The organism is Micrococcus sp. HG099 (genome assembly GCF_024723355.1).
Taxonomy (GTDB): Bacteria; Actinomycetota; Actinomycetes; order Actinomycetales; family Micrococcaceae; genus Micrococcus; species Micrococcus endophyticus.
In genome coordinates this window covers 1-2,837 of the sequence record NZ_JANQCJ010000191.1, presented here as the reverse complement: position 1 = coordinate 2,837, position 2,837 = coordinate 1, and the positions used below count along the sequence as shown (strand labels likewise).

4 protein-coding genes are annotated in these 2,837 nt (G+C 74.3%); all 4 read left to right on the top strand.

Features of this window, described 5'->3' with window-relative positions; genetic code table 11:
- The coding region (locus NWP10_RS11350; RefSeq protein WP_258300979.1) for an acetyl-CoA carboxylase biotin carboxyl carrier protein subunit at positions 1 to 368 on the top strand (368 nt) is incomplete at its 5' end.
- Between the two features lie 16 nt (positions 369 to 384).
- Complete coding sequence (locus NWP10_RS11345) at positions 385 to 1,572, top strand: acyl-CoA dehydrogenase family protein (protein ID WP_158494967.1); 1,188 nt, start codon at positions 385 to 387, stop codon at positions 1,570 to 1,572.
- A gap of 1 nt (position 1,573) precedes the next feature.
- Complete coding sequence (locus NWP10_RS11340; RefSeq protein ID WP_258300978.1) at positions 1,574 to 2,125, top strand: MaoC family dehydratase; 552 nt, start codon at positions 1,574 to 1,576, stop codon at positions 2,123 to 2,125.
- Positions 2,122 to 2,837, top strand: a 716-nt coding sequence (locus tag NWP10_RS11335) for a CoA ester lyase (RefSeq protein ID WP_258300977.1), incomplete at its 3' end; no start/stop codon positions are given. The genes NWP10_RS11340 and NWP10_RS11335, both read left to right, overlap by 4 nt.

Here is a 2,837-nt window from a genome sequence, read left to right as displayed (position 1 = left end):
AAGCCACCCCGCGAGAGACAGTCGGCAGCGCCAGATGTGTAAAAGAGCCCGCCGCCGGGGCCGCCCCCGCCGCCCGCCGCGCCCCGGCCGGCGCCGCCTCGCCCGAGGCCCGCACGCCCATGCCGGGCACCGTCGTCGCCGTCTCGGTGGCCACCGGGGACACCGTGGCCGTCGGCCAGGAGCTGGCCGTGGTCGAGGCCATGAAGATGGAGCACCCCGTCACGGCCGCCGTCGCCGGCGTGGTGACTGTCCACGTCGCCGAGGGCGACTCGGTGGCCGCGCAGGCGCTGATCGCCGCCGTCGAGCCCGCGGCCGCGGACGAGTCCGCCGAGCCCGCCCCGCACGAAGCATCCGCACAGAACGCCTGAATCAGGAGAGACCCGCATGAGCACCAAGCACCGCACCCTGCCCGCCCTTGAAGAGGACTACCAGGTCCTCTCCGACACCGTCCGCGAGTTCGCCGACGAGGTCGTGGCGCCCGTCTCCGCCGAGCTGGACGCCAAGCACGAGTTCCCGTACGAGATCGTGGCCCAGATGGGCGAGATGGGCCTGTTCGGCCTGCCCTTCCCCGAGGAGTTCGGCGGCATGGGCGGCGACTACTTCGCCCTCGCCCTGGCCCTCGAGCAGCTCGGCCGCGTCAACCAGTCCGTGGCCATCACCCTCGAGGCCGGCGTCTCCCTCGGTGCCATGCCCCTGCTGAAGTTCGGCACCCAGGAGCAGAAGGAGGCGTGGCTGCCCGACCTCGTGGCCGGCCGGCACCTGGCCGGGTTCGGCCTCACCGAGCCCGGCGCGGGCTCCGACGCCGGCGGCACCCAGACCACCGCCGTCCTCGAGGACGGGCAGTGGCGCATCAACGGCGCCAAGGAGTTCATCACCAACTCCGGCACGGACATCACCTCCCTCGTCACCGTCACCGCCGTGACCGGGACCGTGGAGGGCCGGACCGGCGCGGACGGGAAGCCCGCCAAGGAGATCTCCACGATCCTCGTGCCGGCCGGCACCGAGGGCTTCTCCGTGGCCAAGGCCTACGACAAGGTCGGCTGGAACTCCTCGGACACCCACGCCCTGCACTTCTCCGACGTCCGCGTCCCGGAGGAGAACCTGCTGGGCACCCGCGGCCGCGGCTTCGCGAACTTCCTGGAGATCCTCGACGAGGGCCGCATCGCCATCGCGGCCCTGGCCACCGGCGCCGCGCAGGGCTGCGTGGACGAGTCGATCGCCTACGCCAAGCAGCGCACCTCGTTCGGGCAGCGGATCGGCGAGTTCCAGGCCGTCTCCTTCAAGATCGCCCGCATGCAGGCCCGCGCCCACGCCGCGCGCCTGGCCTACTACGAGGCGGCCCAGAAGATGCTGGCCGGCAAGCCGTTCAAGACCGAGGCCGCCATGGCCAAGCTGATTGCCGGCGAGGCCGCCATGGACAACGCCCGCGACGCCACGCAGGTGTTCGGCGGCTACGGCTTCATGAACGAGACCCTCGTGGCCCGCCACTACCGCGACTCCAAGATCCTCGAGGTCGGCGAGGGCACCACCGAGGTGCAGCTCATGCTGATCGCCCGCGAGCTGGGGCTCTGACATGGGGCGGGCCGAGCCCGGCGCCGCGCCGGAACGCATCGAGATCGTCCAGCGCGGACGCTACGCGGACGAGCTCGCGGTGGGCCAGGTGTACCTGCACCGGCCCGGCCGCACGCTCACCGAGGCGGACAACGTGCTGTTCACCACGCTGACCATGAACCCGCAGGCCCTGCACCTGGACCACGCGTTCGCGCAGACCCAGTCGTTCGGCCGGCCCCTGGTGAACTCGATGCTCACCCTGTCCACCCTGGTGGGGCTCGCCGTCGCGCAGACCACCCAGGGGACCCTCGTGGCGCAGCTGGGCCTGGGGGAGATCGCCTTCCCCGCGCCGGTCTTCCACGGGGACACGCTGTACGGGCGCTCCGAGGTCACGGCCGTGCGGGAGTCCTCCTCGCGGCCGGGCCAGCGGATCGTCACCTTCGCGATGACGGGGGAGAACCAGCACGGCGACGTCGTGGTCCGCGCCGAGCGCACCTGCCTGATGTGGACCGAGGCCGCGCACGCCGACGCGCGGGCGCAGGCCGCCGCGGACGCCGCGGAGGAGCGGGCATGAGCGCGCTCGCCCTCGGCCCGGCCGTGATGTTCACCCCGGCGGACCGCCCGGAGCGGTACGCCAAGGCGCTCGAGCGCGCGGACGCGGTGATCCTCGACCTCGAGGACGCCGTCACCCCGGACGCCCGGCCCGCCGCCCGCGACGCCGTCCGGGTGGCCTGGGAGGGCCGGGTGACCGGCGGGGCGGACGGCGGCCCGCTCGACGTGGCGCGCGTGGTGGTCCGGGTGAACCCGGCCGGCGGCGCCGACCACGCCGCCGACCTGGCGATGCTCGCTGAGACCGGCTGGCGCACCCTGATGCTCGCCAAGGCCGAGTCCGCCGCCCAGGTGGACGGCCTCGTCGCCGCCCTGGGGGAGGACGTGCGCGTGGTGGCCCTGTGCGAGACGGCGGCGGGCGTCCTCGCCGCCGCCGAGCTGGCCGCCCACCCGAACGTGGGCGCGCTGATGTGGGGCGCGGAGGACCTCGTGGCCTCGATGGGCGGCAGCTCCTCGCGCGGCGCGGACGGGGCCTACCGCTCCGTCGTGACGCACGCACGCGCCGCCGTGCTCCTGGCCGCGGCCGCCCACGGCGCGGCCGCGTGGGACGCGGTCCACCTGGACCTCGCGGACGAGGCGGGCCTGGCGGCCGAGGCCGAGGACGCCGTCGCCCTGGGCTGCGCCGCCACCGTGTGCCTGCACCCCCGGCAGGTGCCCGTGGTGCGCTCTGCATACAC